Origin of the sequence: Loktanella sp. F6476L (genome assembly GCF_023015725.1) — a bacterium.
Taxonomy (GTDB): domain Bacteria; phylum Pseudomonadota; class Alphaproteobacteria; order Rhodobacterales; family Rhodobacteraceae; genus Yoonia.
In genome coordinates, this window is sequence record NZ_JALKAR010000001.1 from 385,959 (window position 1) to 412,656 (window position 26,698).

Genomic DNA, 26,698 nt, shown 5'->3' on the forward strand with positions numbered 1-26,698 from the left:
CATTAACGTGACGCATCTATGGCCGGATTGCGGCACTATCGAATGATCTGCGGTTTTATCTTCAGTTTGGTCCGGCGTTCGGACGGAAGATGCCTGTTCAGACGCGCATTGATCAATCCGAATAGGCCGATCACGCAGAGCGTTACCAAGATGAAATAGCCCGCAAGAATTGGGTATGGGATGAACGGGTTAAACGTCTTGTCGGCAAAGTAGTTCGCGTAATACAGCGCGTCGCCGCGTTGTTGGAATGCTGGAAAACCTGCGAAGAACACAAGGGTCGTTGCGTGAAACAGGAAGATCGCTTCGTTCGTGTAGGCCGGCCAAGCCAGTCGCAGCATCGTCGGCCAGATGATCCGTTTGAAGCGCGGCCAGCCTGTCATGCCGTAAGCATCGGCAGCTTCTGTGTCGCCTTTGGGAATGGATTGCAGCGCACCGTAGAAAATCTCGCCGGTGTAGGCTGCGGTGTTCAAGATCAGCACGACCAACGCGCCGAAGGTCGCAGACGTCAGCGGGCTAAAAATCGGATAGACGCCCTTTAGCGACAGGAACAAGAAATATGCAAAGAAAAACTGGATAAACAGCGGCGATCCGCGAAACACGAAGATGAACCATTCGGCTGGTTTACGCAGCATGGCGCGTGGACTTGCTTTGCCCATCGCCACAAGTGTCGCAATGCAAAACCCCACGAGCAGTGCCAATAATCCGAAATAGATGTTCCAGATCATGCCTGAACCGATCAGTGTAAATTGCTGGCACAGCGTAAAATCGGTGCGCGGCAACAGACGTTCGCCATACCCGATAGACCGGAAAGCGTAGGCTGCGATGGTTTCAAAACAACTCATGCGGCGGCCTTCCGTTGGGCTTCACCTGCCGCTGTGGCTTGGCCACGGGTCAGACGGGCCATAATACGGTCCAGCACGACTTCGGATACTTTGGTGAAGCACAGGTAAAACACGAGCAGCGCACCGAAATACCACATGCGCCAATCGGGGTGCGGGTAGTCGGTGAAGTTCGGCGTTTTGGAACCGCCCAATTCGCGGGCCCAGTAAACGATGTCTTCAACGCCTAACAGGAACAGCAATGGCGTCGCCTTGATTAGGACCATCCACAGGTTCGACAGGCCGGGCAGGGCGTAGACCCACATTTGTGGGACGATAATACGCCAGAATGACTGACGGTTGGTCATGCCGTAGGCCTCTGCGGTTTCAATCTGACCACGCGGGACAGCGCGCATCGCGCCAAACAGGACGTTCGCAGCGAAAGCGCCAAAAACAATGGCAAAGGTCAAAACGGCAAGGGCAAAACCGTAGGTTTCGTGGACCCATTGTGGGGCATTTCCAAGCGGCAGTTTCGCGGCCTGACAAACGATAAAGTCGCTGCCTTGGCGGATCGGTTCATCCCAATCGGGGCATTTGATCTTGTGGCGCAGGTATTCCAGCCCCTGATCAAGCGCGATTACAAAGAACAGGAAGAAGACGATGTCGGGGATGCCACGCACAACGGACATGTAGCCTTTGCCGATCCAGCGCAGTGGCGCGATCTGGCTGCGGGCAGCGGACGCACCGCCAAATCCGAAGGCGAGCGAAATAGGGGCCGTGATGGCCAGCAACAGCAGGACTGTGCCGAATGCCCAATACATATTCATGTGCTTGCCCGTGGTCAGGTAGCAAGACAACCATGTCAGCCCCTCGAGCGAGGCGGGATCAGCACAATACGTAAAGATGGGTTCAGCCTAGTCGACAGCGGGGAATTGAATTGTTTGGGTAGATAAAATGGAAAGCGCGCCCCAACGATGAAGCTGGAGCGCGCTGGAAAGGCTTACTCGAAAGTAACGCCGATTTCCCACTTTTCGATCAGCGCGTTCAATGACCCGTCCGCTTTCATGGACTGGATCGCTGCTGTCAGCTTGTCGCGCAATTCTGTGTCGCTTTCGCGCACACCTGCAGCAACACCACCGCCCAACAGGACTTCACCAACAACAGACAGGTCTGCTTCGGCTTCGGCCACTGGTGCGAGGAACGATGCGTCGGCCAGAACGGCGTCCGCTTCGCCGTTTTTCACAGCAGCAACAGTTTCGTCAGGTGTCGCGAATTCCAGCAGGGTCGCGCCCATTTCAGCAATGTGTGCCGCTTGGATCGTGCCTGTCTGCGCTGCAATCACAGCAGAGTTCAGGTCGATGTCAGCAGATGCTGCAACGAATGAAGACGGATCAGGCTGAGAATAGTTTTCAGAGAAGTCGATAACTTCGTCGCGCTCGTCCGTGATGGACATGCCCGCGATGATCACGTCGTAGTTGCCGGACACGAGGTTCGGGATGATGCTGTCCCACTCGTTTGTGACCCATTCGCATGTCAGTTCAGCACGCGCGCACAGCTCGTCGCCCACTTCACGCTCGAAACCGTCTACTTCGCCGGCGTCATTGATGAAGTTCCATGGAGGGTAGGCGCCTTCGGTGCCAAGACGTGTCACAGCGTGGCCATCTGCCATCGCCATTGTTGATACGAGCGACGCAATTGCAGTCGTCAGGATCAGGTTTTTCATCAGAAATCTCCCAAAGTTGATGAGTAGTTAGTGTTGGGTCGCGGATAGAAATCCCCGCAACCGGTCCGTTTGCGGATTCTTGAAAAGTGTCTCGGGCGGTCCTTGCTCTTCGATCAGACCTTGATGCAAAAATACGACGTGGTCACTGACGTCAGCGGCCATGCGCATGTCGTGGGTCACGATCAGCATGGTCCGACCTTCCGCTGCCAAGTCTTTGATCACTTTGACAACTTCTTGTTCAAGTTCAGGATCAAGCGCCGATGTTGGTTCATCGAACAACAAGGCCTTTGGTTCCATACACAAGGCACGCGCAATCGCGGCACGTTGCTGCTGGCCACCAGACAATTGCGCGGGATACACATCGCATTTGTCGCCGATCCCAACCTTGGCAAGGTATTCGCGGGCTTTGGCTTCGACTTCGGCCTTATCGCGACCTAGGACCGTCACAGGTGCTTCCATCACGTTTTGCAGGATCGTCATATGGGCCCACAGATTGAACTGCTGAAACACCATCGACAGGTTGGTGCGAATACGGATGATCTGCTTTTGATCAGATGGGCGGCGGTTGTGACCGGTACCTTTCCACGTGACAGGTTCGTCGCAAAACAGAACGTCGCCTGATTGGCTGTCCTCAAGCAGGTTTGCGCAACGCAACAATGTGGATTTGCCTGATCCGGACGACCCGATCAGTGACACCACATGACCCGCAGGGGCTGCGATGCTGACACCCTTGATGACATCGAGATTGCCATAGGATTTGTGCAGATCACGGATTTCAATAACGTTTTCGGATGTCACAGGTCGCGCGCTTTCGTTGCTTTGCAGGTTACTAGGCCGCATTTTTAAGGATTCGGCAATGCGTGACTTTACGATGCGCGATGCGATTTAGGAATTGGCTTCGACAGCAAGCCGTGCAGCGTTGCTGTCTTGGTCCGTCACGCCAAGCATTGGGGCAACCATCCGCATCAGACTGTTTTCCTCGTCGTCGCGTTCCCCATCAGCCAACACAATTTCCCACATCGCAGAAATCACGGCGCGGCGATCTTCGTAGGCCACTGAATCCTTGATCGCGCGGGTAAAACGGACGGTATCCGGGGCTTCGGATTCCAGTGTTTCGCAATCACGCCGCAACGTTGTCGTGTCAGCGTCCGACAGATTGTAACGTTTCGACAAGACGCGATCGATACGTGCGACTTCTACGTCTTGGTAGTCGCCATCCGCACGGGCCAGCCGGACAAGCAACGCGCCAAGCGCAAGGCGGGCATCCGTGTCAGGAAGCGGGGCGGGGTCGGGGGCCAACAGGCCTTTGAGGAAATCTGCAAACATGCCAAATGATATAGGGCGCACCTGTGCCGAATGAAAGGGACGGATCGCAGTCCGCAACTGGGCCTAATCGGAGGTTTAGACAATTATCGGGCTTTTTTCCCCTAAATATGGGTGTTTTTGCCCGTTAGCGTGCCCCTACCTTAATGGAAGGGGACGACAATGAATAAGCAAATCGCCGAATTTATCGGCACATTTACACTCGTGCTTCTGGGGTGCGGCTCTGCCGTTATCGCAGGATCAGAAATTGGATTCACAGGCATTAGTTTCGCGTTTGGCTTTGCCCTGATCGGTATGGCCTACGGGATCGGGTCCGTGTCCGGTTGCCACATCAACCCCGCAGTATCGCTTGGGATGGTCGCCGCAGGGCGCATGACAATGCCGGAAGCAATTAAGTACATCATCGCACAGGTGGCCGGTGCTGTCGTCGCCGCGTTGATCCTGCTTTTGATCGCGTCAGGCAAAGCAGACTATAGCGTGGCCGAGAATGGTTTAGGGCAGAACGGTTGGGGCGCTGGATACTTGGGCGAATATTCGATGGTATCGGCATTCGTGTTCGAAGTCGTGGCGACGTTCCTGTTTATGGTCGTGATCCTTGGCGCCACAGGCTTTGGCCCAACTGCGAATATGGCAGGTCTGGCAATTGGTATTGCGTTGGTCGTGATCCACCTTGTCGGCATCAATGTAACTGGCGTTTCAGTTAACCCAGCACGGTCAATCGGGCCTGCATTGTTTGCGGGTGCTACTGCAATCGGTCAGGTTTGGTTGTTCATCGTCGCACCTATCATCGGTGCAACCTTGGCTGGGGTTTTGTTTAAGTCGGGCATGTTGACCGCTGACGAATAACCGACCGAATAGCGCTAAAGAAAAGGGTGGGTTGCATCAGCAATCCACCCTTTTTACGTCACAAGAGCTTTCGGAATTGGTTTGAAAGCCACTTTCCTTCTTCCTCCAATCCGTAAGACGGATTGATCACGAACATGCCCGAACCGACCATCCGGTGACCCGCGCGTGCAGGCGGGAAATGGACTTCGTGACACAACGCATCTGGATGGTTGCGTTTGAGCGCACGCGTCATCGGAAGATGCGGCGCGTCTGTCAGGATCGGGTACCAAAGCGCGATAACCCCGACCGACCATTTGCGATTGATCTTGCGGATCGTGTCAGGGATCGTTTCGTAGTCGGTTTTGACCTCGAACGACGGATCAATCAGCAACATCCCCCGCCGTGGATCAGGCGGGCACTGCGACAACGCCATTTCCCAACCGTCGCGTTGCTGGCAGATCGCGGCATGCGGTTTCATATTCTCGCGTAGATGACCAAATTCCTGCGGGTGCAGTTCGGTCAGGAACAACGGGTCTGACGGGCGCAACACATGGGCCGCCACCATTGGTGATCCGGGGTAGGCGTTCGGGCCGTGATCTGCGTGAACTTTGTCCAGTGCCACGGCATAAGGGTGATTTGCAGCGAACCATTTGCGGGCAATCGCAATTCCTTGGGCGGCCTCGCCAGTCTTCGCGGCCATTTCATCCGTCACGTCGTACAGGCCGCGTCCCGCATGGGTTTCCATGTAGGTCAGCGGCTTGTCCTTGCGGGTCATGTATTCCAGTATCCACGCGAGGATCGCGTGTTTGTGGACATCGGCCATGTTACCTGCGTGATAGGCGTGTTGATAGGACAGCATCGGCGTCTCCTTGGGTTGGGCCTGTCCTATGGGACTGGGCACGTGACGCCAAGGACAATTCGAATGGAGGGGATTGTGAGATGATCACACGGATTTATCGGGTCCAGATCAAACCAGATTTGCGCGACGCATTTGAACCACTGTTCCAGACCGTGGCCCGTGGTTCAGTCGCGGATGTGGCAGGCTGTACCGGCGTCATCGTAGGTGGTCCAACGGCGGACACACCGGACGAATATGCGATGATCTCACATTGGTCTGACGCACAAAGCTTGACTGATTTCATAGGCTCGGATTGGTCAAAGGTGCATATTCCGGACGGGATGGAAAAGTTCGTCGTGACGTGCTGGGTCCACCATTTTCAACACATGTAGAAAAGGGGGCCGCAGCCCCCTGATCATAGTCTCTAAACCAGCCGCGAATTTTCGACTGCGGCCTTTACGAAGCCTTCGAACAATGGGTGCGGTGCGAAGGGTTTCGACTTCAGTTCCGGATGGAACTGGACGCCGATGAACCACGGGTGGTCCTTCCATTCGACGATTTCCGGCAATTTCCCATCAGGGGACATGCCCGAGAACGTCAAACCGACGGCTTCCAGTTTCTCACGGTACTTTGTGTCCACCTCATAACGGTGACGGTGGCGTTCTTCGATCGCTGTGGTGCCGTAGACTTCGGCGACTTTCGATCCTTCAACCAGCGTCGCGTCGTAAGCGCCCAAACGCATGGTGCCGCCTTTGTCGTCGTCGGCTTTGCGGGTCACAGCGTGGTTGCCCTGAATCCATTCCTTGAGGTGGTAAACGACAGGCTCAAAGCGTTTCTTACCAGCCTCGTGGTCAAATTCTTCGGACCCCGCATCTTTCATGCCGGCTACGTTGCGTGCGGCCTCGACCACAGCCATTTGCATGCCCAGACAGATGCCAAGGTAAGGCACGTTGTTTTCGCGGGCGTATTGCGCCGCTTTGATTTTGCCTTCGGTGCCGCGTTCGCCAAATCCACCCGGGACAAGGATCGCATGGTAGCCTTCCAGATACGGGGCGGCGTCGCCCTTATCAAAGACCTCTGCATCGACCCATTCGATTTTGACCTTCACACGGTTGGCCATGCCGCCATGTGTCAGCGCCTCTGCGATTGATTTGTAAGCGTCTTCAAGTTGGGTGTATTTGCCAACGATGGCGATTTTCACGCGGCCTTCAGGATTGTGGATACGGTCGTAAACGTCGTGCCACACATCCAGTTTCGGCATCGGTGCAGGAGAGATATCAAAGGCATCCAAGACGGCCTGATCGAGACCTTGCTTGTGGTAGGCCAATGGCGCTTCGTAAATGGAATTCAGATCGTAAGCAGGCACAACGCAGTTCTTGCGCACGTTACAGAACAGGGCGATCTTTTCGAGTTCGCGATCTGGGATCGGATGCTCAGAGCGGCAAACCAACACGTCAGGGGACAGGCCGATGGACTGCAGTTCCTTGACAGAGTGTTGCGTCGGTTTCGTTTTCAGCTCACCGGACGCAGCCAGGTAGGGCAGCAACGTCAGGTGCATAAAGATGCACTGACCGCGTGGTTTGTCGTGGGCGAATTGGCGGATTGCTTCGAAGAATGGCAGCCCTTCGATATCGCCTACGGTACCGCCGATTTCGCAAAGCATGAAATCAACTTCGTCATCGCCGATGTTGATGAAATCTTTAATCTCGTTTGTGACGTGGGGAACAACCTGAATAGTCTTGCCAAGGTAATCGCCGCGGCGTTCTTTTTCCAACACGGTCGAATAAATCCGGCCAGAGGAAACAGAATCAGTGTTGCGTGCATGAACGCCAGTGAAACGTTCGTAGTGGCCCAGATCGAGGTCGGTTTCAGCACCGTCGTCCGTCACGAACACTTCGCCGTGCTCGAACGGGGACATCGTGCCCGGATCAACGTTCAGGTATGGATCAAGCTTGCGCAGGCGGACCGAAAAGCCCCGTGCCTGTAGCAACGCACCAAGTGCGGCAGACGCAAGGCCCTTGCCCAACGACGAAACAACACCACCAGTAATAAAGATATAACGCGCCATGCCCGGCTGTCCCCCGTGAGTATTTTTCTTGGAATCACGATCATCAAAAATCGCATCATCACGGGATTTAAGAATACTCGGATTCGGCCCGCGCCCGCAACCCGTAGAACGACAGCTGACCCAAGAATGTGCTTGGGTCAGTGCGTTACTATAAGGATACCAAGTGGTTAGTTTCCTGACGGAACCAGAGGCGCATCATCAGATGATGGTGGCAGCAGGCTTTCGCCCAGATCAGGCGTCGCAACACCATCTTCAGCCACTGGAACATCGCCCAAACGGTCAACAACAGATGCACCAGCGGATTGCTGTGCAGCCACGATTGTCAGCGCGATGGATGTGGCGATGAAAGCGCCCGCGATGATCCACGTGAATTTACCCATCACTGTGGCAGGGGCACGGCTACCGGCAGAACCGCCGCCGCCGCCACCGCCGCCCATGCTCCCCATGCCGCCCTCAGAGCGCTGCATCAGCACAGCGCCAATCAAGGACAACGCCAAAATCAGGTGAATAACGAGGATGACGTTTTCCATAGGGGGTATAGTGCCTGCGATCAGAGTGTGTTTGGGGTTATTTAGGGGTTTGTCGGGTTTGTCGCAAGGGTGGAATGCGGAAAGGGCGCGTGGTTTGGGATTTGGCGTAAAAAGGTTTGGACTAAAGTTTGGAAATGATTGTGGATTTGCGTCCAATTTGACAGATGCCGAGCTTCGGACAGAAGTCTGGTCCATGGGAAGCGTCTGCTCAGAAATCGCGCGGGTAGGATCAGAAGCTCGTCCTATCTCTTATTTTGCCACGGACAGAATTAGAGAGGTTTCTATAGACAGCTACGTACAGCAGATAGCTAGTCTAGGCCGTGCTTGTCAGCCAAATCGACCCCTTCAGTTATCATTTCAGTCACGCGCGTCAAAGCTGACTTGTGGCCTTCCGGTATATCGTTGCTTAGGTCCCAACTGTTTTTTACGGCAGAAACTGCCATAGCCAAGACCTCGCGATCCTCTACCGAAAGTGACGTCGAAATGCAGAGCAACACTGCGCGATAAGCTGCGCTCTCTGCCTCTAAGGCTTCTAGCCGCGCTTCGATCTTGGCTGTTTTCGCGCCATTAAGCACAATTCATTCTCAGCATATTCATGTCATTAAATTGCGCATAACATTGCAGTTCAGAGGGCAGGGTCAAGTACCCTCTGTGCTGGACAGGTTCTGGTACGTTAATTGTGCCATTCAGCTCAAAACCAGATACTCCGACTTACCCATCCACATCGTCCACGTCCGCTTGCCCCGACAGTTTGCGCCGCACAATTGACCATGACAGGCCGATCGCCAAAACCAGCGACAGTACTACAAGACCCAGCCATGTGTTGAAGGTCGGATTGGCCAGACTAATCCACCCGAAATCAAACAACACCCAGATCAATGTGCCCGCCACCGCCAGAATCAGCAGCATCCCGAACAGGCCGATCGACCGTAATGTAGCCCGCAAATAGATGATGTATCCGACCAACAAGACCAGACAGGCAAGGATCGTCAGCGGGATTTGCGTGGCGTAATTGGCCATGCCCCAGCGCACAACGTTCCATTCTGTCGGGTTATATGTCGCGGCCAATAGCAAAAAGGCAAAGGCCCAGCGTAAAAGAAATCCCATGAAACTCGCCTCTTAACTTGGTGTTTGGGGGACTTTGACCAGACCCATCCGCGCCTGTCTAGAACTTTGGTGTTTCACAGGGCGGATCGCATGGCTATAGGGGGCACGGGATTCCAAAAGGACAGATATCATGGCAAACGTAGTCGTCGTGGGCGCTCAGTGGGGCGATGAAGGCAAAGGCAAGATCGTAGACTGGTTGTCCGAACGTGCCGATGTGGTTGCGCGCTTTCAGGGCGGTCATAACGCAGGCCACACATTGGTCGTCGGCGAAGAGGTCTACAAACTGCATGCGCTGCCATCTGGTGTGGTGCGGGGCGGTAAGCTGTCGGTGATCGGCAACGGCGTTGTTCTTGATCCATGGCATCTGGTCAAAGAAATCGAAACGATCCGCGCACAGGGCGTTGATATCACGCCTGAAAACCTGATGGTTGCTGAGAATACACCGCTGATCCTGCCGTTCCACGGTGAACTTGACCGGGCGCGCGAAGGCCAGAATTCGGTCGCGAAAATCGGCACCACTGGTCGCGGTATTGGTCCTTGCTACGAAGATAAAGTTGGCCGCCGCGTGATCCGCGTCGCTGATCTGGCCGACGATGCGACGCTGGAATTGCGTGTTGATCGCGCCTTGGTACACCATAATGCGCTGCGCAATGGTCTTGGTCTTGAGCCAATCGACCGCGATGCGTTGCTGGCTGATTTGCGTGAAATCGCGCCAGCCGTGTTGGCCTATGCGGCACCCGTTTGGAAAGTGCTGAACGAAAAGCGCAAAGCCGGTAAACGGATTTTGTTCGAAGGGGCGCAAGGGGCGTTGCTGGATATCGACTTCGGGACATATCCGTTTGTGACGTCTTCTAACGTGATCGCGGGCCAAGCGGCTGCGGGCACAGGCATGGGGCCAGACGCGATTGATTTCGTTCTGGGCATCGTGAAAGCCTACACAACACGCGTCGGTGAAGGACCATTCCCGACTGAACTTGATGATGCTGACGGCCAAATGCTGGGCGAACGCGGTCACGAATTCGGGACGACAACAGGGCGCAAACGTCGCTGTGGTTGGTTCGATGTGACACTGGTGCGCCAGACATGCATCACATCAGGTGTGACCGGTATCGCGTTGACAAAGCTTGATGTTTTGGACGGTTTTGAGACGCTGAAAATTTGCACCGGCTACGAATTGGACGGCGAACGTTTGGACTATTTGCCAACAGCCGCCGATCAACAAGCGCGTTGTGTACCAATCTACGAAGAGATGCCGGGTTGGTCCGAAACCACTGAAGGCGCGCGCAGCTGGGCAGATCTGCCAGCCGCTGCCATCAAATACGTGCGCCGCGTGGAAGAGTTGATCGACTGTCCGGTCGCGCTACTTTCCACATCACCAGAACGCGACGATACTATCTTGGTAACCGACCCGTTCGCCGACTAAAGGTGTGACTGATGGCGCTTAGCTATAAGGCCCGCAAACGCTGGGCATTGTTCGTGCTGATTTTTGGGATACCATTGTACATTGTTATGGCGGTGACCATCATGAATTGGCTGTATCCTGATCCGCTCAACCGGCCTTCAGTGTTGGTTGAAGTCGGCGTCTACATCGGGCTAGGCGTGCTTTGGGCATTTCCATTGAAGGCAATCTTCAAAGGGATCGGGCAGGCTGATCCGGACGCATAAGCGGCGCAAGGTCTTTCGACATACGGAAATTGGACAGGGTGACGCCGTTTTTGGTGACATCCTGTTTTGCGTTTATGACCCAGCCTTGGCGCGTGAAGAATGGTTCGGCCTTGATGCTAGCGTCGCTGGTCAATTCCGTAATGCGACGTTCGACGGCCCATCCTTCAACGGCTGCATATAGCTGCGATCCGACCCCGGTCCTGATGTGATCGGAATGGACAAAGGCGAGGTCGATATATCCAGAGTTATCAATGGTCATGAAGCCTAGCATCTGGTCGCCATGTTCCGCGACAAATCCGCTGACGCCATGAAAGCGATTCTGCCACCCTTCGGTATCCGGCACAGGGCCAGCCCACGCACGGCGTTGATCCAAGTTATAGGCATCAGCTGCGCCGTTGATTATTGCGTCGTGGAAAACGAATACGGCACGAATTGCGTCGTAAGGTTGCAGAGGCCTGATCATCTTTTCACTTTCTTGGCGATCGTCACGAATAGCTAACTTTTGAAGGCCACAAACGCAAACGGGCGGGGAAATCCCCGCCCGTTTCGTTAGTTTATCGATCGTTTATGCAGACCGCGCGTCAGGGCGGAACCGTGTCTGTTCAGACACTTGGAAACGACCGTTGCGGACTTTGCTGATCCGGCCTTGGCGCAGCAACGTGCCGAAGGACCGCAGACCGTCTTCACGGCTGAATTCTTCGTCTGTTGTCAGCTGGACCTTTTTCATAATCTGCGGACGCGAGAAGTCTTCGACACCTTCCACGAAGGATGTGTAGGCCGCCGCGGCTTCCAGAAGGTCTGGCAGGTCGGACGCACCCATTTGGGCTGCGAATTCTGCGAAACCGCCTGTGTCTTTGGCATCTACTGGCTGTGTCGCAACGCGGCGTGGCTGCACGTCTTCTTCAATGGCGTCGTCTTCGTCGACACGCTGGGACGCCACCAATTTCAGCGGGGCTGCACGTGGGCGCTCTGTGCGAAGCGCCTGATCTTCAGGGGACGCTGGGCGGCGTGGACGCACAACCTGATCCAGATCATCGCGGAACGCTTCCTGCTTTTCAGCGTCGACGCGGGACTGATCGCCCAATTGACGTGCTGCTTCAGTCGCTGCGACTGCCGCTTTCAGCTGCGCAATCGCATTGCGGCGACGGCTGCCTGTTGGTTCATTCAGTGCCGCGTCAGTCTGGTTCAGGATACGAGAAACCGCCGTGTCAGGCTCTGGCAGCACACCGCGCCCAGCACGTGCAGGCGTTTCAACAACTTCCGGCATTTCAGGTGCTTCTGCTGCTGTGTCTTCGATAACAATTTCCGCAACTTCCGGTGCTTCGTCTTCGATTGATACAACATCTTCAGCAACCGCGGCCAATTCGCGCTGCAGGTCATCTTCTTCGTCAGCAGAAAGGCTGCCCGACGGGATCGCTGCTGCTACCGCGGCGCGGATTTCGTCTTGCTTGGATGTTTCATCCGCAACAACTTCTTCGATTTCGGCAACGTCAGCTGTTGGTTCTGCTTCTGGCGCGTCTTCGATAACGGCTTCAACTTCGTCAGCGACAACTTCAGGTGTATCGACTTTCAATGCCGCTGCAACACGTTGCGCGACGTCTGCGTCGTCTTCTGCTTCTTCGACGACTGGTTCCGCGACAACCTCTGCAGGCTTGTCCTTCCGCAGGCGGACGATCCGTGCACGTACAGGCGCTTTTTGTGTTTCAGCTTGTTCGGCATTTGGCACGTCGATGTCATTCAGGTCAGATGACAAGTCGGACTGCGCTTCTTCCAGTGCTTTTGCTTCGGCTTCGGCGGCTTCGGCAGCAGCTTGCGCTTCTTCCCGTGCTTTCGCTTCGGCAGCAGCCTGTGCTTCTTCCTGAGCTTTTGCTTCAGCTTCCGCAGCAGCTTGTGCTTCTTTCTGAGCTTTTGCTTCAGCTTCAGCGGCCTCTGCAGCAGCTTGCGCTTCTTCCTGTGCTTTGGCCTCAGCTTCAGCAGCTTGCGCTTCTTGCTGCGCTTTCGCTTCGGCTTCAGCGGCCTCAGCTTCAGCGGCTTCTGCAGCAGCTTGCGCTTCTGCCTGTGCCTTCGCCTCAGCCTCTGCGTCATGCTCATCTGCAATGATGTCTTCTGCAGTGATTTTCACGACGTCGGCTTCCGCATCGCCAAGTAGTGGTTCCTCTGCGCCTGCACCGTCCTCATACGATTCTTCGACGGGGGCGGCTGGTTTGCCAACGACGGCACGGATGCGCTGCAGCTTTGCCGCGACGCTTTCCGCATCTGGGTGTGCTGGCGCGTCCTGTTTGAATGTATCGTTCGCCGCTTCTGGTGCGACTTCATCGATTTCAACGGCGGGTGCTGCAACCAAAGATGCGGCAGGCATCAATGCGGATGGTGATTCTGCGTTTACAGGCGCTTCTGCTTTTGGCGGCATCGTAACCGTTTGTTGCGTGGTCGTATCATCGTCGATTTCGGCGCGCAGGCGAATGCCTTTGCCGTCCATTTTTGCTTCGACGCGGCGCGAAATCTCGCGTTCGGCGATCTTCGCCAGCATTTCAGCATCCGGGGCAGGGGGTTCCGCACCGAAGTACCGATCATCCTGCGCAAGATCGCGGAAATATTCCGCAATTGCCTTCATGGAATGAAATGAATCGTCGAACCCTTCCAAGGTACACGAGAAGGTCCCATATGAGACGGTAAGAATCTTTGTTGATCCAGCCATGATTATTGCTCGCTTTCTGCCATTCGCTTTGACAGTCTGTTTACCACCAATTGGTTCCCAATCCGGAACAACACCGCGGTTATTCCAGTATTATTTCGTGTCTGAAATATGGCAAGTTTCCCAAATAAGGCAAAACCCCCATGACAGAGCTGATTGTTGACGCCGCCGAACCGATTGCTTTGATCGGTGGTGCGGAGCTTGGGCCAGAACATCTTAACATACTGCAAACACTGACCCAAACCTTTGTTGCAGCAGACAGCGGCGCGGATCATTTGCGCCGCGCGGGGATCATCCCAAAGGCGGTTATCGGCGATTTCGACAGTCTTTCCGCAGCGGCGCGGAGGGTTTTCGCGCCACAATTACATCATCTCCCTGAGCAAGACACGACCGACCTTGAGAAGGCTTTAAGTTGTGTATCTGCTCCCGTCCTGATCGGTGCGGGATTCTTAGGGGGGCGGTTGGATCATTCGTTTGCGTCGTTCAACGCACTTGCGCGATCAAGCGGGAAGCGCTTGATTTTGCTGTCAGACACCGAATGCTGTTTTCTGTCGCCGTCAACGCAGTGGGACATTGAACTACCCGAAGGCACACCGTTCGCGATCCTACCGATGACGGATGTGCGCGCGACAACAAACGGACTGGTGTGGGACATGGACGACATGGCGCTTAGTCCGGTCGGCCGTGTCAGTTCGTCGAACAAAACCAAAGCGCCAATCGTAACAGTCCGCGTGACAGGCGCGGCTATTGTGACGCTTCCGATTGAGATGCTTCAAGCTGCGATAGCCGTTGTTCGCGCAGAATGATGTAAAGTCCGGCCGAGATCGTGATGCAGATCCCAAGTGCGGCCAAGCCGTTCGGCAGGTCTTTGAATATCAGCCATCCAATGGCGGTCCCAAAAGGAATCTCAAGATACTGCATCGGGGCCAGCGTCGATGCGGGCGCATAGCGCAAGCTGCCTGTCATCATCAGGTGGGCGATAGTGCCAAGCACACCGAGGATCAGCAGTAGGATCACATCAGTTTGTGCAGGCCACGAAAGATCAAAACCAGGCACATTCGGAAACGCAATCAGTAAGGGGATCAGGATTACCAAGGCTTGCAGCCCGCTGATCGCTTGGAGATGAACTGCGTCGATTGACTTTGCAATTTGTCGTGTCACCAGCATAAACAAGGCAAAGACAACTGCGACACCAAGCGGCAAAAGCGCGGGCCACCCGACGGCGGCAAAGTTGGGTTGGATCACGAATAGCGTACCGACGAAGCCAATGGCGCAAGCCCAAATGCGATGGGGGCCGACAACTTCGTGCAGGACAAAGTGACCCAATATCAACATGATGAACGGCATGACAAAGGCGATTGCAAGGGCGTCTGCAAGCGGCAAGTACCGCAGGCTCGAAAACATCAGCGCGACCCCGGCGATGTGCAAACACGTCCGCAATAGAATTTTGGGAAACGTGCCTGCAGGCGGCCGCAAAGATTGACCGCGCAATAGAACGAGCGGGGTCAACAAGATCGCCTGGACGCCGAACCGGACGCAGATCAAACCCATCAGTGCAACCGTGCCGCCCAGCACCTTTGCCATGGCGTCGCCAAGCGGTGCGAGCACGCAGAAACCGAGCATAAGAAGGATGCCGAGAAAGGGGCGGTCTTGGGACATAAGAGAACGCTAGTTTGAATGCGCGGTGGGTACAATGCGCGTTGCGTATGGTGCGGAGGCGGGAGCCTCCGGCAGGGGGGGAAGTCGTCAAAGAAACCAGCGATGCGCTTGAATGGTGAACGCGCCTTTGACGATTGTTCAGCAGTTGGGGACGTTTACGGCTAGACCGCCAAGCGCGGTTTCTTTGTATTTTTCCGACATATCCACGCCTGTTTGCCGCATGGTTTCGATTGCCGCATCAAGCGGGACAAGGTGTGTGCCGTCGCCGCGCAATGCCAGCGAAGCCGCAGACACCGCTTTGATCGCGCCCAACCCGTTGCGTTCGATGCAGGGAACTTGCACCAATCCTTTGACGGGGTCGCAGGTCATGCCAAGATGATGTTCCAGCGCGATTTCAGCTGCATTTTCGATTTGCGCGGGTGACCCACCCAGCGCCGCACAAAGACCCGCAGCTGCCATGGCGGCGGCAGAGCCTACTTCGGCTTGGCATCCGCATTCAGCACCTGAAATCGACGCGTTGAATTTGATCAATCCGCCGATGGCCGCCGCCGTGAGCAAAAAGTCAGGTACTCGCGTGATCGTGGCACCGGGCACATGATCTAGGTAGTAGCGGATCGTCGCGGGCACCACGCCTGCGGCCCCATTGGTGGGGGCCGTGACGACCTGCCCCCCATCCGCGTTTTCCTCATTCACCGCCATCGCGTAGGTCGACATCCAATCATTGATGGTATGCGGGGCGGATAGGTTCATGCCGCGTTCCGCTTGCAGGGCATCATGAATGCCCTTGGCGCGACGTTTGACATTCAGGCCACCGGGTAGGGTCCCGTCGGTGGCCAAACCCCGATCTATGCAGGCTGCCATCACTTCCCAAATGCGGGTTAATCCGCGATCTAAATCTGCATGCGCCATCCGGCTCAGTTCATTGGCGCGCTTCATATCGGCGATTGATTTGCCGGACGTGTCGGCCATCGTTAGCATTTCCGCCGCCGTATGGAATGGAAAGGGGACTGGTGCGCCGGTATCGGTGTCCTTTCCGTCCGCTAATTCCCTATCGGTCAGGACAAAACCGCCGCCGATGGAATAATAGGTCTGGCTAATGATGACATCGCCTTGGCTGTCTGTGCCGTGCAATTTCATCCCATTAGCGTGCCCAGGCAGGGGGGTGCCATAATCGAACAACAGGTCTGTGGTTGGGTCGAACTGCAACGCTGGTAAGTCGCTTGGTGTCAGTTGTTTTGACGTCAGAATATCATCAAAAGCTGCGTCTGCTTTGGCCTTGTCGTAATCATCCGCCCGAAACCCCGCCAGCCCCAAGATGACGGCACGATCCGTCGCATGCCCGATGCCCGTAAACGCAAGTGAGCCGTGCAGGGATGCTTTAACGCCAGCGATGGCAAAAGGTTGCGACCGTAGATGATCCAAAAAACGGGCGGCAGCGACCATCGGGCCAATGGTGTGGGACGATGAAGGACCTAGTCCTACCTTGAACATATCGAATACGGACAGAAACATCAGGTAGCGCTTCCTTCTGGGGGGCGGGCAGGGCTGGGTTTGGAAAAAGGCGTTTGTCCTAAACCCTCTGCTTGGCAAACTTCGCTGACATGCGGGCGGTTTTCGTAAGCAACAGCAAAGTTGTGCAGGGTCGGCCATTTTGACAAATCGAACCATGTCGTGTCACCGCCGTAAAGCGCGCACCACCGCAGCATAGGTGCCAGATAGCAGGCCAAAGCGGGACAGGCGACGCTGTCCCAATAGGTGTCTAGCTGGGCGAAATATGACGCCAAGCGCGGGCGGGTTTGCCGGCGTAGCCCTTCAGGATCGCTTGCCATGTAAACGTCTGGATAAAACAGCATACGCAGGGCTGGATGTACGGTATTCGACATCCAAAACAGGCGCGTCAGGGCGATACCACGCGGGCCTGTATCCGGCGCGGGAAAAACGGTGCCGGGGCGCTGGTCAGCCAGCCACAGAAGGATTGCCGCAGTTTCAAACAGCGGACCGTCAGGCGTTTCCAGCGTGGGGATCAAACCGTTGGGGTTCATCGCGAGGTAGGCGGCAGAACGCTGTTCTTTGGCCGCGCGATCAACCAGCACAAGTCGGTGGGGCATCTCCATTTCGGCAAGCAAAAGCCGCACGCAAAGCGATGCGTTGTCGGGCGCATAATGAAGAACCAGATCGTCAGTCATGGTGTGAACTTAGTCCCCGCATCTTAGACCGACGCGCCGAAAACGACGCAATAGCGGCTTATTCGGCCTCAAGTGCGCGCAGTTCATCTATGGTGTAGCTGATTTGCAATTCACCATCGAGACCAGCCTCAAAGTCGGGGTGCTGGGACAGGCATCCGACGCCGCATAGTTGGCTTGCGATTTGATCAACGCCATCCACATACCAAAGCCGCCCGCCCGGGGTGGAAATGTAGCCATCGACGCCTTCGGCTTCATCCGCTTCCAGATCGCCAACAGATGGAAATTCGGCTGGCGTGTCATAATCGAACGCGCCATGCGTATGGTAAGACGCGATTGGTACACTGTCTTCAGGTGGCTCATCTGCTTCGCAGTGGCCGATTGCACCTTGGACGGCAGGGGTTGCTGCCAGCTCGCCGTCAGCGTCGATCACGATGTAGCCGCAATATTCGCGATTGGCCGCAAAAGATGGGCCCTGAAGCGCTTCAAGGGTTGCTTTGGCCAATGCGACTTCAGCGTTGTCTTGTGCGGCGGCTGGGCTGGCGATGATGGCCAATGGGATCAGGAACTGTTTCATGTCAAAACGCTAATGGGTCGCGGCACTGGTCGCAACATGCCCTGCATTTTTCCGTTTCTTCATGACACGATGCGGCCTATACATTTTGAAAATCGAATTGAGCGGAGCTGCCACCATGTCGTCTGACCTGTCCCCCATCGACAAAGCAAAATTTGTGGCTGCAAAGCGGGCGGCTCAGTTTGTGCAAAGCGGCATGAAAGTCGGTCTTGGAACTGGATCAACCGCTGCATGGTTGGTGCAATGCTTGGGGGAACGAGTCCGCGATGAAGGGCTTACAATCAAGGGCATTCCGACATCCAGTCGCACCGCCCAACTGGCCCGCGACGTTGGTATCGATGTCATCTCGCTTGATGAAGCGCAGACGCTGGATTTGACGATAGATGGTGCTGATGAATATGACGGCAAGCTGAACTTGATCAAAGGCGGCGGTGGCGCGCTGTTGCAGGAAAAAATCGTCGCGACTGCGTCCGAACGCATGGTTGTCATCGCAGATGCGTCCAAAAGGGTCGAAACGCTTGGTGCATTTCCATTGCCGGTTGAGGTCATCCCGTTTGGTTGGCAAACGACAAAGGCGCTGATCGAGGAAACTTTGATCGGGTTAGATGTGTTGGGCCGGACGACCAGCCTGCGCATGAACGGCGACGCGCCGTTTCATACCGACGAAGGCAACCACATTCTTGACCTGCACCTGAACCGTATCGGTGATGCCCGCCAATTGAGTATGATTATCAATCAGATACCGGGCGTGGTCGAGAATGGTCTATTCCTTGATATCTGCGACGCCATTGTCGTGGGGTATGGCGATGGGCGTGTCGAAGTGACGGATATTCACGAAGGATCAGTCGAAGAAACCCGTTTTGATTTTGTCGAAAAAGACAACATCTTTGCGGATATTGCCGACTAACGCCCCGACCATTTTGGTTGACGCTTTTCCAAGAATGCAGCGATGCCTTCGTGCGCGTCCTGTGTTGCGCTGATCTGTTTGATCGCTTGGTCGTTCGCGTCCCACATGGCGTCATCGGCGCGCCCGCGCAGCGCGGTCAGCCTTAGGGTTTCTGCAATTGCGATGGGCGCATTTTTTGCGATGGTTTTGGCAAGCGCAAGCGTCGTATCTGATAAGTCAAATGTCGAAACCGCACGGTTGATCAAACCCCAGTCCACGGCTTTTCCAGCGCTAAATACCTGACCAGTCAGCAAAATCTCGTTGGCGATGGCTGGCGGTAGGTGGGCGCCCAACCGGACGGCACCACCGGCGCCAGCCACAATGCCAAGCGTAGGTTCGGGCAATCCGAAGACGGCATCGTCGGCGGCAATGATCAGGTCGCAAGCCAGCATCAATTCAAAACCACCAGCAAGCGCGGCGCCTTGGACTTCCGCAATGATTGGCTTGCTGCGTCTCCGTTTCACAAATCCCGCAAAGCCGTGTTCGCCCAGCAATATGTCGTTTGCTTGCCCCGCCTGAAACGCTTTCAAATCCATGCCTGCGCAAAAAACCGGACCTGCGCCGCGCAAGATGCCGACCCGTAATTCCGGTGTGTTTTCAAGGCGATCTACGGCTTCGCGCAGTGCGGTACAGGCGTCGGGGTTGATCGCATTGCGCTGTTCGGGGCGGTTGAGCGTGATGATCGCGATATCGTCTTGGACGTCGAAAAGTATGGTGTCGGTCATGTCAATTCCTTTGCCATATCGCGTAGTTTCGCGCGGATGATTTTGCCTGTTGTCGTCATGGGCATGTCGGTGATGTAGTGGATTTTGCGCGGTGCTTCGTAAGCAGCAAGACGCGATTTGACGTAAGTTGTGATGTCTTGGGTCAGCCTATCGTTGGGAGTAACATCTTCATTCAAAACAAGAAATGCGGTCACGATGCTGCCCCGCACGGTATCCGGTGTGCCGATGACACCGGCAAGCCGGATGGCGGGGTGGGTGATTAGGCAGTCTTCGATTTCGGCGGGACCGATGCGATATCCGGCTGAACTGATCACGTCGTCGTCGCGCCCGATGAACTTGATCCGGCCCGATGGCATTTGCTGGCCGCGGTCGCCTGTGAGCAGATAATCACCGTGGTATTTTGCGGCTGTGGCGTCGGGATTATTCCAGTAATTCAAGAACATAACCGGATTGGGACTGCGTACTGCAATCGCGCCTTCGTCGGTGGTTGGGTTGCCTTTTTCGTCAATGATAGCAACGTCATGGCCGGGCACAGCAAAACCCATCACGCCGGGTTCGGCGGGGGTGATCGCGCCGCAAGATGACACGATCATGTTGCATTCGGTTTGCCCGTAGAATTCGTTGATTGTCACCCGGAATGTGTCGCGGCCCCAGTCGATCAGCGCGGCCCCGAGCGTTTCACCGCCAGACGCGACGGACCGCATCGGGACATCCGAAATGCCTGCGGCTTTCAACATTTTCAGCGCCGTTGGTGGCAGGAACGTGTTGCGGATATTGTGGGTTTTCATCAGTGTAACTGCTTGTTCTGCATCGAATTTCGCAAAGCGATGCGCCACGACAGGCACCCCGTGATGCAGTGCGGGCATAAGCACATCAAGCAACCCGCCGATCCACGCCCAATCGGCTGGCGTCCAGATTTTGTCGCCCGCTTGGGGAAAGAAATCATGGCTCATTTCGACGCCGGGCAGATGGCCGAGTAGCACGCGATGCGCATGAAGCGCGCCTTTTGGATTTCCCGTCGTACCGGAGGTGTAGATGATAAATGCGGGGTCGTCTGCAGCGGTATCAACGGGCGTGAATGTGTCGGGTTGATCAGCGCAGAGACCGTGAAAATCGAGGTGTGATTCACGTGCACAACCCGTGCACAACACGTGCACCAGCGCGGGAAGCTCTGACCGGATGGATTCGATCTTTGCCAAGCCTTCTTGATTGGTCACGACAACCTTAGTCCCTGAATCCCGCAGGCGGTGGAGCAGCGCGTCAGGACCAAAAAGCGTGAACAGCGGGATCGAAATGCAGCCCGCTTTCAGCGCCCCGATGTGTGCGACGGCCGTATCGATTGATTGGGGCAAAAGCACCGCGACGCGGTCACCGATATCGACCATGCCCGACAGGACATTGGCAAAGCGGTTCGACATCGCCCGCAGATCGCCGAAGCTGTAGGTGATGTGGGACATGTCGGTGGCCACGTCGATGATGGCGGGGGCGTCGGGTGTTTGGTCCGCGATCCGGTCGCAAACGTCGACGCCGATGTTATAGCGGTCGGGAATGTCCCACGCGAAATTGTCGCGCAGCGCTGCAATGCTGTCCGCTTTTCGTAACATGGTATCCTCCCCCGATTTCGTAAATGAACGACTGTTCAATTTAAGAGTCAAGCAACCACGTACGTCTTCGTGACAAAGGTTACAGTCGCGCACCGTTGTAGTCTGGCCCATGCGGACATAGTTTGACGCTGAAACAGAAATGCGGCGAAGGAATACATGATGGCTTTTGATTTTGACTTGTTTGTCATCGGTGGTGGATCGGGCGGCGTGCGTGCTGGTCGCGTTGCATCGCAGAACGGGTTTAAGGTCGCGTTGGCCGAAGAATTCCGAATGGGCGGCACATGCGTTATTCGCGGCTGTGTTCCTAAAAAGCTGATGGTGTTCGGGTCGCAGTTTTCTGAAAGCTTTATTGATGCGAAATCATATGGTTGGGATGTCCCGACCCATCCGACGTTTGAATGGAAAAACTTTCGCGCGAAGATGCACGACGAACTTGAGCGGCTCGAAGGCATCTATCGCAATCTGTTGAAGAATAACGATGTGACCGTTTATGACAGCCGCGCTGTTGTGAAAGATGCGCATACGGTTGTTCTGCGTGACGGCCATGAAGTGACGGCTAAGACAATTTTGGTGGCCACCGGTGGGCATCCAGTTGTCCCTGATTTTGAAGGGTCACAATACGCGATCACGTCGAATGATATCTTCTTGTTGGAAGAACTGCCGAACAAGATTCTGATTGTCGGTGGTGGGTACATCGCGTCGGAATTTGCAGGCATCCTGAACGGGTTGGGTGTTGAGGTGACACAGGCCTATCGTGGCGATCAGATTTTGCGCGGTTTTGATGATGAAGCTCGTAAAGTGATTGCCGAAGGCATGGTCGAGAAGGGCGTTGATCTGCGTTTGAACACCGATGTTGCGAAGATCGATAAGGTGGCTGACACGTTCTGTGTGACGTTCAAGGACGGATCAGAAGAGACGTTCGATAAGGTCATGTATGCAACGGGCCGCCGTCCGAATACCGACGGGCTTGGTCTTGAGGATGCAGGTGTTGCGCTGGGCAAAAGCGGCGAAGTCGTTGTCGATGACTACAGTGCCACGGGTGTGCCGTCGATCTACGCGATTGGTGATGTGACGAACCGTATCCAGCTGACCCCCGTTGCGATCCGCGAAGGCATGGCGTTCGTCGAGACCGTGTTCAAAGGCAACCCGACGAAGGTGGACCACGATTTGGTGCCTTCTGCGGTCTTTACCCAGCCGGAGTTCGGCACAGTTGGTCTGACCGAAGAAGAAGCTGCAGCCCAAGAACCGATCGAAGTTTACGCTACGACGTTCAAACCGATGAACCATTCCTTCGCCGGTCGTCCCGATCGCGTGTTGATGAAACTGGTCGTGTCGAAAGAGACCCGTAAGGTGCTGGGCGTGCATATTGTCGCAGATGGCGCAGGTGAAATGATCCAAATGGCCGGAATCGCCGTGAAAATGGGTGCAACTAAAGAAGATTTCGACGCGACGGTTGCAGTTCACCCCACAATGGCCGAAGAACTTGTGACAATGAAGGAACCCGTCAGATCGACTTGATTTTGCGGGTTTTGCCTACACATATGATATGACAGCCCGGAAGACGCGGGCAGCAGCATAGGAAGCACGATGGCAGGGAATAACGGTGGCCCTTGGGGCGGCGGTGGAAATAACGGTTCCAACAATGGTGGCGATAATCGCGGCAGCAACAATGGCGGGCGGCGTCCCGGCAACAATGACGGGCCGCAAATCCCGGAAATTGACGAGCTGATGAACAAAGGCCGCGAACAATTGCGCGTGCTGATGGGCGGCGGTGGCAACGGCGGTCGCAACAACGGCGCTGGTGGCGGTGGCGGCGGTGGCCCGCAGATTTCACGCGGGATGATTGGTCTAGGCGCTTTGGCCGCTGTTGGTCTTTGGCTGGCGTCATCGTTCTACACAGTCAAGCCCGAGGAACAGTCGGTAGAGCTGATGTTGGGCCGCTATTCATCGACCGGTGGTCCGGGTCTGAATTTTGCCCCTTGGCCGCTTGTGACGAAAGAAATCCTTGCCGTGACGACCGAGCGGAACATCGACATCGGCACAAGCCGGTCCGGTATGGATGCGGGTCTGATGCTGACGGGTGATGAAAACATCGTGGATATCGATTTCCAGGTTGTTTGGAACATCACCGATCCGCAGCAGTATCTGTTCAACCTTGCTGATCCGCCACAGACGATTGCCGCTGTTGCGGAATCCGCGATGCGCGAGATTATTTCGCAGTCTGAACTGGCGCCAATTTTGAACCGCGACCGTGGTGCGATTGCGGATCGTTTGCGCGATTTGATCCAGTCGACATTGGACAGCTACGAATCCGGTGTGAACATCGTCCGTGTCAACTTTGACAAGGCTGATCCGCCTGAACCTGTTATCGCGGCTTTCCGCGCTGTTCAGGATGCGGAACAGGAACGTGACCGTTTGCAGAACGTCGCGGATGCTTATGCAAACCAAGTGGTTGCGGGTGCCCGTGGTGAAGCGGCCCAGTTGATCGAACAATCCGAAGCGTACCGGTCACAGGTTGTGAACGAAGCGCAGGGTGAGGCGTCACGCTTTACCGCGGTTTTGGCTGAATATGAAAAGGCCCCAGAGGTGACACGCAAACGTCTTTATCTGGAAACCATGGAAGAAGTCCTTGGTGGCGTTGATATTATTCTGCTCGACGATGGGGCAGGCGGCAGCAGCGGTGTTGTGCCATATCTGCCGTTGAACGAATTGCGCCGAACCACTGATGGAGGGTCCAACTGATGAATAAGTCAGCATTTCTTTTGCCAGCCGTTGCGGTTGTTGTCGTTGGTCTTTTGTCGTCTGTGTTCATCGTTGATGAACGTCAGAAGGCGCTGGTCCTGCAGTTTGGTCAGATCGTGCGTGTTGAAGAAGAGCCTGGTCTCAGCTTCAAACTGCCATTGATCCAAGAAGTCGTGCGTTACGATGACCGTATCCTTAGCCGTGATCTTGATCCGCTTGAGGTTACGCCGTCTGATGATCGTCGTTTGATCGTTGACGCCTTTGCGCGTTACCGTATCGCGGATGTGGAACGCTTCCGTCAGGCTGTTGGTGGTGGTGGTGAAGAAGCCGCTGCGCGTCGTCTTGATTCCATTCTGCGTGCCGAAACACGTGAGGTTCTTGGTTCCGTTTCATCCAACGACATTCTGTCTGTGGATCGTGCGGCGCTGATGCTGCGTATCCGGAATTCTGCGATTGCCGAAGCGAATGCGCTGGGTTTGCAGGTGGTTGACGTGCGTTTGAAGCGGACTGATTTGCCGTCTGAAAACCTGAACGCGACTTACGAGCGGATGAAAGCCGAACGTGAACGCGAAGCGGCGGACGAAATCGCCCGCGGTAACGAGGCCGCGCAGCGGGTTCGTGCGGGTGCAGATCGTACTGTGGTCGAACTAGTATCCGATGCGACGCGTCAGTCCGAAATCACTCGCGGTGAAGCAGATGCAGAACGCAACGCGATTTTCGCCGAAGCGTTCGGATCTGACCCGGAATTCTTTGAATTCTATCGGTCTATGACAGCCTATACACGGGCCTTGAAGTCTGGTAATTCGTCGATGGTTTTGTCGCCTGACAACGAATTCTTTAACTACCTGAAGTCTGATCAGGGCGCTGCTGCAAACTAAGTTTTGCGCAAATGAGATTGATGAATGGCTGGCGGAAACGCCGGCCATTTTTCGTTTGTAGCCTTGCCCGGATGGCATATGGTCGATTGAAAACGAAGGGGATGAGAATGGCCGGCACGAAATCGACGCGCGAGACGTTTGCAAAGATGTCGTTTGCGAAGGTCTATCCGATGTACCTGCAAAAGGTTGAAAAGAAAGGCCGGACGCTGGATGAATTACACGCGGTCATTACTTGGCTGACGGGGTATGATGACGATCAGATCCAAGGCCTGATTAATGAAGATGCGACGTTTGAGACCGTGTTTGATCATGCCGATTTGAACCCGAACGCCAGCCTAATTACAGGCGTCATTTGTGGGTATCGTGTTGAAGATATTGACGATCCGCTGATCCAGCAGGTCCGTTATCTGGACAAGTTGGTGGATGAATTGGCCAAAGGTCGCGCAATGGGGAAAATCCTGCGCTGAAGAAGGACGAGATTGATGCACGACGACGGCGTTTTTGATCAAGCCATTGCGGAAAACTATGACCGTATTCACGGGGATGGAAGCTCTGCCGCTGAAAGGCTGGTCGCGTCGGTTTTGCGTGATCTGGCTTTTGATGGCACGGCTCTTGAATTTGCGATTGGCACGGGCCGGATCGCGGTCCCGTTGCACCATGCGGGTGTGCGCGTGCAGGGGATTGAACTGTCGGCCGCCATGGTAGATCAACTGCAGCAAAAGCCGGAAGGCGCGGACATTCCAGCGGTCGTCGGGGATATGACGACAACCCGTGTGGACGGTGCGTTTTCCCTTGTTTTCCTTGTGTATAATACCATCGACAACCTGACGACGCAGGACGCGCAGGTCGCTTGTTTTGCGAATGCTGCCGCCCATCTGACAACGGGCGGTCATTTCGTGATCGAAACACTTGTACCACCGATCCAGAAAATCCCGTTTGGTGAAACCATGCGCGCTTTTAATCGGTCGGATACCCATTGGGGGATCGACGAATTTGATGTGGTCACGCAGAATTATGCCTCCCACCATGTTCGGCTGGAAGCGGAGACTTACGTCAAAAACACAGTGCCATTCCGCTACGCGTGGCCCGCAGAGCTTGATCTGATGGCGCGGATGGCTGGGATGCGATTGGTGGACCGTTGGGCTGACTGGGACAAATCGCCGTTTACTGCGACAAGCCCCAGTCATGTGTCGGTCTGGCGTAAGGATTAGGCCAGCAGCAAATACCGTCCGATCCCGTAGACGTAGAGCACCGCAAACATCACGTTGATCCATTTGAGCTGCGGTTCGGTGCGCAGCCAACCGCAATAGATCCAGATTAGACAGAAGGGCAGGCTAAACAACATGGCCCCTAGGTGCCAGCCTTGGACGACGCAGATCGTGCTGCAAAACCCAAGGACAAACGCCACCCATTTCATCGGCTGCTCGTAGGCAGCAAACGACATCAGTGTCATAGAGAAACTTTCAGATGAACAGCGCCGTGGACCCGGCGATCTGCTGCGCATGTTTTAGCGAAAAACCGCCGCCGTTGCGACGCTTTTTTGGCGTTCACGCACATCGATTCTTCAAAATCGTGGAAAATCAAAGGCGCGTGGCGGGATCGTTTCCAGTTCACGAAAAGCGGATCGCAAATCACAGCCGCGTGATGATAAAGGAGGATAAATTGTGTTGTGTATTTGCCGCCCTACATAGAGTGTTAGTGAAAAGGAATAACCTGCATTCCGTGTAGGTCGTTTCTGACGTCATGCTTGAGAGGGAGAGACTCGTGACATCAAAAGCAATTGCACTTTCGCAGG

General features: G+C 55.3%; 29 protein-coding genes. 11 read left to right on the plus strand and 18 right to left on the minus strand.

All coding sequences use genetic code 11. The annotated features are described in order from the left end of the window. Positions 1 to 35: 35 nt before the first annotated feature. From MWU61_RS01955 to MWU61_RS01975, 5 genes are all read right to left on the minus strand, one after another. Positions 36 to 842: an amino acid ABC transporter permease gene (locus MWU61_RS01955; RefSeq protein ID WP_247126327.1), complete on the minus strand. Its 807-nt coding sequence runs from the start codon at positions 840 to 842 to the stop codon at positions 36 to 38. Further along, positions 839 to 1,723 carry an ABC transporter permease subunit gene (locus MWU61_RS01960; protein WP_247127198.1) on the minus strand — a complete coding sequence of 295 codons (885 nt, stop codon included), beginning with the start codon at positions 1,721 to 1,723 and terminating at the stop codon, positions 839 to 841. Before MWU61_RS01960 ends, MWU61_RS01955 begins: the two co-directional genes overlap by 4 nt. Before the next feature lie 95 nt (positions 1,724 to 1,818). Beyond that, positions 1,819 to 2,541 (minus strand): transporter substrate-binding domain-containing protein, encoded by a 723-nt coding sequence (locus MWU61_RS01965; RefSeq protein WP_247126329.1) that lies wholly within the window; start codon positions 2,539 to 2,541, stop codon positions 1,819 to 1,821. A 27-nt stretch (positions 2,542 to 2,568) separates the two neighbouring features. Continuing rightward, positions 2,569 to 3,339 carry an ATP-binding cassette domain-containing protein gene (locus MWU61_RS01970; protein ID WP_247126331.1) on the minus strand — a complete coding sequence of 257 codons (771 nt, stop codon included), beginning with the start codon at positions 3,337 to 3,339 and terminating at the stop codon, positions 2,569 to 2,571. An 87-nt stretch (positions 3,340 to 3,426) separates the two neighbouring features. Beyond that, positions 3,427 to 3,867, minus strand: a complete 441-nt coding sequence (locus MWU61_RS01975; protein WP_247126333.1) for a TerB family tellurite resistance protein — start codon at positions 3,865 to 3,867, stop codon at positions 3,427 to 3,429. Positions 3,868 to 4,026: 159 nt separating this feature from the next. On the opposite strand from MWU61_RS01975, the gene MWU61_RS01980 reads away from it, so the two are divergent. Then, positions 4,027 to 4,710 (plus strand): aquaporin, encoded by a 684-nt coding sequence (locus MWU61_RS01980; RefSeq protein ID WP_247126334.1) that lies wholly within the window; start codon positions 4,027 to 4,029, stop codon positions 4,708 to 4,710. Between the two features lie 58 nt (positions 4,711 to 4,768). Here the strand turns inward: MWU61_RS01980 and rlmJ are convergent, their stop codons facing one another. After that, positions 4,769 to 5,548 carry a 23S rRNA (adenine(2030)-N(6))-methyltransferase RlmJ gene (gene rlmJ / locus MWU61_RS01985; RefSeq protein WP_247126336.1) on the minus strand — a complete coding sequence of 260 codons (780 nt, stop codon included), beginning with the start codon at positions 5,546 to 5,548 and terminating at the stop codon, positions 4,769 to 4,771. A gap of 80 nt (positions 5,549 to 5,628) precedes the next feature. Here rlmJ and MWU61_RS01990 point away from each other — a divergent pair, with 80 nt between their 5' ends. Next, positions 5,629 to 5,919, plus strand: a complete 291-nt coding sequence (locus MWU61_RS01990) for an antibiotic biosynthesis monooxygenase (RefSeq protein ID WP_247126338.1) — start codon at positions 5,629 to 5,631, stop codon at positions 5,917 to 5,919. A 32-nt stretch (positions 5,920 to 5,951) separates the two neighbouring features. Here the strand turns inward: MWU61_RS01990 and MWU61_RS01995 are convergent, their stop codons facing one another. From MWU61_RS01995 to MWU61_RS02005, 3 genes are all read right to left on the minus strand, one after another. Next, on the minus strand, positions 5,952 to 7,595 hold the full coding sequence (locus MWU61_RS01995; RefSeq protein WP_247126340.1) for a CTP synthase: 1,644 nt from the start codon (positions 7,593 to 7,595) through the stop codon (positions 5,952 to 5,954). Positions 7,596 to 7,762: 167 nt separating this feature from the next. Further along, positions 7,763 to 8,125, minus strand: a complete 363-nt coding sequence (gene secG, locus MWU61_RS02000; protein WP_247126342.1) for a preprotein translocase subunit SecG — start codon at positions 8,123 to 8,125, stop codon at positions 7,763 to 7,765. A gap of 711 nt (positions 8,126 to 8,836) precedes the next feature. Beyond that, complete coding sequence (locus MWU61_RS02005; RefSeq protein WP_247126344.1) at positions 8,837 to 9,232, minus strand: DUF6524 family protein; 396 nt, start codon at positions 9,230 to 9,232, stop codon at positions 8,837 to 8,839. 130 nt (positions 9,233 to 9,362) lie between these two features. On the opposite strand from MWU61_RS02005, the gene MWU61_RS02010 reads away from it, so the two are divergent. Then, a complete protein-coding gene (locus MWU61_RS02010) occupies positions 9,363 to 10,655 on the plus strand; it encodes an adenylosuccinate synthase (RefSeq protein ID WP_247126346.1) in 1,293 nt (430 codons plus the stop codon). A gap of 11 nt (positions 10,656 to 10,666) precedes the next feature. Further along, positions 10,667 to 10,897 (plus strand): DUF2842 domain-containing protein, encoded by a 231-nt coding sequence (locus tag MWU61_RS02015; RefSeq protein WP_247126348.1) that lies wholly within the window; start codon positions 10,667 to 10,669, stop codon positions 10,895 to 10,897. On the opposite strand, the gene MWU61_RS02020 is transcribed toward MWU61_RS02015, so the two are convergent. Together MWU61_RS02020 and MWU61_RS02025 are read right to left on the minus strand one after the other, a co-directional pair. Next, positions 10,863 to 11,360, minus strand: coding sequence for a GNAT family N-acetyltransferase (locus MWU61_RS02020; RefSeq protein ID WP_247126350.1), 498 nt, complete (start codon positions 11,358 to 11,360; stop codon positions 10,863 to 10,865). The two genes, MWU61_RS02015 and MWU61_RS02020, sit on opposite strands and share 35 nt — an antisense overlap. Before the next feature lie 102 nt (positions 11,361 to 11,462). Continuing rightward, entirely contained in the window at positions 11,463 to 13,595 is a 2,133-nt protein-coding gene (locus MWU61_RS02025; protein ID WP_247126352.1) for a hypothetical protein, read from the minus strand. A gap of 140 nt (positions 13,596 to 13,735) precedes the next feature. Between MWU61_RS02025 and MWU61_RS02030 the strand changes: the two genes are divergently transcribed. After that, entirely contained in the window at positions 13,736 to 14,398 is a 663-nt protein-coding gene (locus MWU61_RS02030; RefSeq protein WP_247126353.1) for a thiamine diphosphokinase, read from the plus strand. On the opposite strand, the gene MWU61_RS02035 is transcribed toward MWU61_RS02030, so the two are convergent. The 4 genes from MWU61_RS02035 to MWU61_RS02050 form a co-directional block, all read right to left on the minus strand. Continuing rightward, the gene (locus MWU61_RS02035) at positions 14,337 to 15,251 is read right to left on the minus strand and encodes a DMT family transporter (protein ID WP_247126355.1); all 915 of its coding nucleotides are present in this window, start codon (positions 15,249 to 15,251) and stop codon (positions 14,337 to 14,339) included. The two genes, MWU61_RS02030 and MWU61_RS02035, sit on opposite strands and share 62 nt — an antisense overlap. A 138-nt stretch (positions 15,252 to 15,389) precedes the next feature. Further along, entirely contained in the window at positions 15,390 to 16,763 is a 1,374-nt protein-coding gene (locus MWU61_RS02040; RefSeq protein ID WP_247126357.1) for an L-serine ammonia-lyase, read from the minus strand. After that, positions 16,763 to 17,437, minus strand: coding sequence for a glutathione S-transferase N-terminal domain-containing protein (locus tag MWU61_RS02045; RefSeq protein ID WP_247126360.1), 675 nt, complete (start codon positions 17,435 to 17,437; stop codon positions 16,763 to 16,765). Before MWU61_RS02045 ends, MWU61_RS02040 begins: the two co-directional genes overlap by 1 nt. A gap of 58 nt (positions 17,438 to 17,495) precedes the next feature. Next, positions 17,496 to 18,011 (minus strand): DUF4329 domain-containing protein, encoded by a 516-nt coding sequence (locus tag MWU61_RS02050; protein ID WP_247126361.1) that lies wholly within the window; start codon positions 18,009 to 18,011, stop codon positions 17,496 to 17,498. Positions 18,012 to 18,126: 115 nt separating this feature from the next. Here MWU61_RS02050 and rpiA point away from each other — a divergent pair, with 115 nt between their 5' ends. Further along, entirely contained in the window at positions 18,127 to 18,915 is a 789-nt protein-coding gene (gene rpiA, locus MWU61_RS02055; protein ID WP_247126363.1) for a ribose-5-phosphate isomerase RpiA, read from the plus strand. Here the strand turns inward: rpiA and MWU61_RS02060 are convergent. Next, on the minus strand, positions 18,912 to 19,679 hold the full coding sequence (locus MWU61_RS02060) for an enoyl-CoA hydratase-related protein (RefSeq protein WP_247126365.1): 768 nt from the start codon (positions 19,677 to 19,679) through the stop codon (positions 18,912 to 18,914). The two genes, rpiA and MWU61_RS02060, sit on opposite strands and share 4 nt — an antisense overlap. Beyond that, positions 19,676 to 21,283, minus strand: a complete 1,608-nt coding sequence (locus tag MWU61_RS02065) for an AMP-binding protein (protein WP_247126366.1) — start codon at positions 21,281 to 21,283, stop codon at positions 19,676 to 19,678. Before MWU61_RS02065 ends, MWU61_RS02060 begins: the two co-directional genes overlap by 4 nt. A 159-nt stretch (positions 21,284 to 21,442) precedes the next feature. On the opposite strand from MWU61_RS02065, the gene gor reads away from it, so the two are divergent. From gor to MWU61_RS02090, 5 genes are all read left to right on the plus strand, one after another. Next, positions 21,443 to 22,801: a glutathione-disulfide reductase gene (gene gor / locus MWU61_RS02070; RefSeq protein WP_247126368.1), complete on the plus strand. Its 1,359-nt coding sequence runs from the start codon at positions 21,443 to 21,445 to the stop codon at positions 22,799 to 22,801. Positions 22,802 to 22,870: 69 nt separating this feature from the next. Further along, positions 22,871 to 24,025, plus strand: coding sequence for an FtsH protease activity modulator HflK (gene hflK, locus MWU61_RS02075; protein WP_247126370.1), 1,155 nt, complete (start codon positions 22,871 to 22,873; stop codon positions 24,023 to 24,025). Then, positions 24,025 to 24,903 (plus strand): protease modulator HflC, encoded by an 879-nt coding sequence (locus MWU61_RS02080; RefSeq protein WP_247126372.1) that lies wholly within the window; start codon positions 24,025 to 24,027, stop codon positions 24,901 to 24,903. Before hflK ends, MWU61_RS02080 begins: the two co-directional genes overlap by 1 nt. A gap of 107 nt (positions 24,904 to 25,010) precedes the next feature. After that, positions 25,011 to 25,370 (plus strand): DUF2200 domain-containing protein, encoded by a 360-nt coding sequence (locus MWU61_RS02085; RefSeq protein ID WP_247126374.1) that lies wholly within the window; start codon positions 25,011 to 25,013, stop codon positions 25,368 to 25,370. Between the two features lie 15 nt (positions 25,371 to 25,385). Then, on the plus strand, positions 25,386 to 26,114 hold the full coding sequence (locus MWU61_RS02090) for a class I SAM-dependent methyltransferase (protein WP_247126376.1): 729 nt from the start codon (positions 25,386 to 25,388) through the stop codon (positions 26,112 to 26,114). Here MWU61_RS02090 and MWU61_RS02095 read toward each other — a convergent pair. Then, positions 26,111 to 26,356 carry a peptidase gene (locus MWU61_RS02095; protein ID WP_247126378.1) on the minus strand — a complete coding sequence of 82 codons (246 nt, stop codon included), beginning with the start codon at positions 26,354 to 26,356 and terminating at the stop codon, positions 26,111 to 26,113. The genes MWU61_RS02090 and MWU61_RS02095 overlap by 4 nt on opposite strands. Between the last annotated feature and the right edge of the window lie 342 nt (positions 26,357 to 26,698).

Coding starts and splice junctions, on each gene's coding strand:
- MWU61_RS01955 (WP_247126327.1), bottom strand. CDS start 842: ATGAGTTGTTTTGAAACCATCGCAGCCTACGCTTTCCGGTCTATCGGG.
- MWU61_RS01965 (WP_247126329.1), bottom strand. CDS start 2,541: ATGAAAAACCTGATCCTGACGACTGCAATTGCGTCGCTCGTATCAACA.
- MWU61_RS01975 (WP_247126333.1), bottom strand. CDS start 3,867: ATGTTTGCAGATTTCCTCAAAGGCCTGTTGGCCCCCGACCCCGCCCCG.
- MWU61_RS01980 (WP_247126334.1), top strand. CDS start 4,027: ATGAATAAGCAAATCGCCGAATTTATCGGCACATTTACACTCGTGCTT.
- rlmJ (WP_247126336.1), bottom strand. CDS start 5,548: ATGCTGTCCTATCAACACGCCTATCACGCAGGTAACATGGCCGATGTC.
- MWU61_RS01990 (WP_247126338.1), top strand. CDS start 5,629: ATGATCACACGGATTTATCGGGTCCAGATCAAACCAGATTTGCGCGAC.
- MWU61_RS01995 (WP_247126340.1), bottom strand. CDS start 7,595: ATGGCGCGTTATATCTTTATTACTGGTGGTGTTGTTTCGTCGTTGGGC.
- secG (WP_247126342.1), bottom strand. CDS start 8,125: ATGGAAAACGTCATCCTCGTTATTCACCTGATTTTGGCGTTGTCCTTG.
- MWU61_RS02005 (WP_247126344.1), bottom strand. CDS start 9,232: ATGGGATTTCTTTTACGCTGGGCCTTTGCCTTTTTGCTATTGGCCGCG.
- MWU61_RS02010 (WP_247126346.1), top strand. CDS start 9,363: ATGGCAAACGTAGTCGTCGTGGGCGCTCAGTGGGGCGATGAAGGCAAA.
- MWU61_RS02015 (WP_247126348.1), top strand. CDS start 10,667: ATGGCGCTTAGCTATAAGGCCCGCAAACGCTGGGCATTGTTCGTGCTG.
- MWU61_RS02020 (WP_247126350.1), bottom strand. CDS start 11,360: ATGATCAGGCCTCTGCAACCTTACGACGCAATTCGTGCCGTATTCGTT.
- MWU61_RS02025 (WP_247126352.1), bottom strand. CDS start 13,595: ATGGCTGGATCAACAAAGATTCTTACCGTCTCATATGGGACCTTCTCG.
- MWU61_RS02030 (WP_247126353.1), top strand. CDS start 13,736: ATGACAGAGCTGATTGTTGACGCCGCCGAACCGATTGCTTTGATCGGT.
- MWU61_RS02035 (WP_247126355.1), bottom strand. CDS start 15,251: ATGTCCCAAGACCGCCCCTTTCTCGGCATCCTTCTTATGCTCGGTTTC.
- MWU61_RS02040 (WP_247126357.1), bottom strand. CDS start 16,763: ATGTTTCTGTCCGTATTCGATATGTTCAAGGTAGGACTAGGTCCTTCA.
- MWU61_RS02045 (WP_247126360.1), bottom strand. CDS start 17,437: ATGACTGACGATCTGGTTCTTCATTATGCGCCCGACAACGCATCGCTT.
- MWU61_RS02050 (WP_247126361.1), bottom strand. CDS start 18,011: ATGAAACAGTTCCTGATCCCATTGGCCATCATCGCCAGCCCAGCCGCC.
- rpiA (WP_247126363.1), top strand. CDS start 18,127: ATGTCGTCTGACCTGTCCCCCATCGACAAAGCAAAATTTGTGGCTGCA.
- MWU61_RS02060 (WP_247126365.1), bottom strand. CDS start 19,679: ATGACCGACACCATACTTTTCGACGTCCAAGACGATATCGCGATCATC.
- MWU61_RS02065 (WP_247126366.1), bottom strand. CDS start 21,283: ATGTTACGAAAAGCGGACAGCATTGCAGCGCTGCGCGACAATTTCGCG.
- gor (WP_247126368.1), top strand. CDS start 21,443: ATGGCTTTTGATTTTGACTTGTTTGTCATCGGTGGTGGATCGGGCGGC.
- hflK (WP_247126370.1), top strand. CDS start 22,871: ATGGCAGGGAATAACGGTGGCCCTTGGGGCGGCGGTGGAAATAACGGT.
- MWU61_RS02080 (WP_247126372.1), top strand. CDS start 24,025: ATGAATAAGTCAGCATTTCTTTTGCCAGCCGTTGCGGTTGTTGTCGTT.
- MWU61_RS02085 (WP_247126374.1), top strand. CDS start 25,011: ATGGCCGGCACGAAATCGACGCGCGAGACGTTTGCAAAGATGTCGTTT.
- MWU61_RS02090 (WP_247126376.1), top strand. CDS start 25,386: ATGCACGACGACGGCGTTTTTGATCAAGCCATTGCGGAAAACTATGAC.
- MWU61_RS02095 (WP_247126378.1), bottom strand. CDS start 26,356: ATGACACTGATGTCGTTTGCTGCCTACGAGCAGCCGATGAAATGGGTG.